Consider the following 1,940-nt stretch of genomic DNA (forward strand, 5'->3'; position numbering starts at 1 on the left):
CGAAGCAGCTTTGCTAGGCGAAATTATCTTGAAGGTGATGGCCAGAAGTTCATAGCGCGACCACACCGGACGCATACGAAGCGTTGTTAGCCTTCCCCAAAGAAGTGGTCCGCCCCCATAATTGGGAAAGCGGTGGATAATGGATGGCGATCAAGAGATCGAAGCCCGAAGCTCAAAGAGATTGTCCTGAAATAGCCGCGCGCCCGTCCAGTGAAAGCGCTCCGGCCTCACATGTTCGATGCCTGATATGCAGATCTTGTGGACGCCGGCGATCCGGCGACAAACATACCTGACACGCGCCACTGCAATGTGGGACGTATTCGAATGCATTGAGATGTTCTCCCAGCCGGAAACCCAAGCCCCCGAACAACGGCATACTGTCGCTCGCCGACTTCGCGACCAGATTGCAAAAATTGAACAAGGGAGGTGTCTAGGAAGCTGAGAGCAGCTCACCTTACCTCTTCGGGATAAGTTGTAAAAATAGCCAACAAAAAGGTATCGCTCGGATTCAGAGAGATTAATAATACAAAAGATGTGATCCTGGTTTGAAAAAACAAAACGGATATTAATTCTCATGTATAGCGATCGCCAAGCTGTCCCTCACAAATGGTCTTTATTTTGAAACCTCCCATTAAGTTGGCCTTTGGTCGCCCTCCCAAGCCTCATAATTTTAATTTTGGCGATGAGTTCTCGGCAATAATTGTCGAATGCATTACTCAACGGTCAATCTCGCGCTCACGTTTCGATCAAGCTGATTTGATCGCCGTCGGTTCTATCTTGGGCGGCACCGTTCGCAAAAACTTCAGGGCTCATGGTCGGGACGATCGAAAAACGCTTTCGGTTTGGGGGTCTGGTTTGATGGTGGATCACGCGCTAAGGCGGCTTAATTATTTGAACTATTTGAGCGTTCGCGGTCCACTCACGCGCAAACGGACCGGATTAGAGGGTTTGCCTCTTGGTGACCCGGGTCTGCTTGCACAATGGATTAAAAGTCCTGCCAAAGAGAAAAAGTATTCTGTGGGTATTATCCCCCATTACCGCGATGTGGAAAATCAGAACTTTCTCGACATTGAGCACCGTATTCCGAACTCAAAGCTGCTGGATATTCGGACGCAAGCCATTACGTTTCTAGAAGATGTTTCCAGATGCGAGCTCATCGTTTCTTCCAGCCTACATGGTCTAATTTTTGCAGATGCTTACAATATTCCGTCTATATGGCTTGAGGACGCCCCAATTCATATTGGCGATGGATTTAAGTTTTATGATCACTTTGCTGCGGTGAACAAGTTCGGGGCAGAACCACAACACCCCAAGTCTATTTTGTCCCTTGATAGCGCGCTTCCTCTAGCAAGTACTGGCGACCAAGAACTAATCGCTGATCTGCAGAAGAAATTGGTGAAAACTCTTAAAGAGGCGGAAATCTAGGACGCAAGGTTTCAGTGAGGAAGGGAAACTGCCGCGCTTGACGAGTGCATCCCAGAAATGAGCCGCCCCATCTGATGAGCCGCCCCATCTGAGAGGTCCAATTTGGAAGTTGGTGCATGTTTGGTCTTTGTTTCATAGGGGCGATGACCTCTGGCGCCGTATGTGGTCGTTAGGTGCTGTGGTAGGCAACATTTCAGCTGAGGGACAGGGCGCTTCCACAATGTGCGATTCTATCGATGTGATCCTGGGTTGAATTTCGATTTTCTCGTGGAGCCAGGAATTGCACACGCGATGCACTGAATCGGTTCTTTAGGACGAAATGGGCGGGAATCGATGCGCGGATCTGATGCACAGGCGGGCGTATTGAGGGAGGTAAGTTTGAGATTGGAAACAGGAACCCTAAGTTTATAAGGGTCTCAAAAAAGAAATTGCCGATTTTGCCATTTTCGGAAAAAAGGGGTTGCGACTCTTTTGAGTTGGGCCTAGAACCCCCTTCACCGGCGGCGCTGATGGCG

At 49.2% G+C, this 1,940-nt stretch carries 1 protein-coding gene; it reads left to right on the plus strand.

Features of this window, described 5'->3' with window-relative positions; all coding sequences use genetic code 11:
* Positions 1-618: 618 nt before the first annotated feature.
* Entirely contained in the window at positions 619-1,425 is an 807-nt protein-coding gene (locus tag Q0864_RS16540) for a polysaccharide pyruvyl transferase family protein (RefSeq protein ID WP_298572072.1), read from the plus strand.
* Positions 1,426-1,940 lie beyond the last annotated feature (515 nt).

It is taken from the genome of uncultured Aliiroseovarius sp. (assembly GCF_947497285.1).
GTDB lineage: Bacteria > Pseudomonadota > Alphaproteobacteria > Rhodobacterales > Rhodobacteraceae > Aliiroseovarius.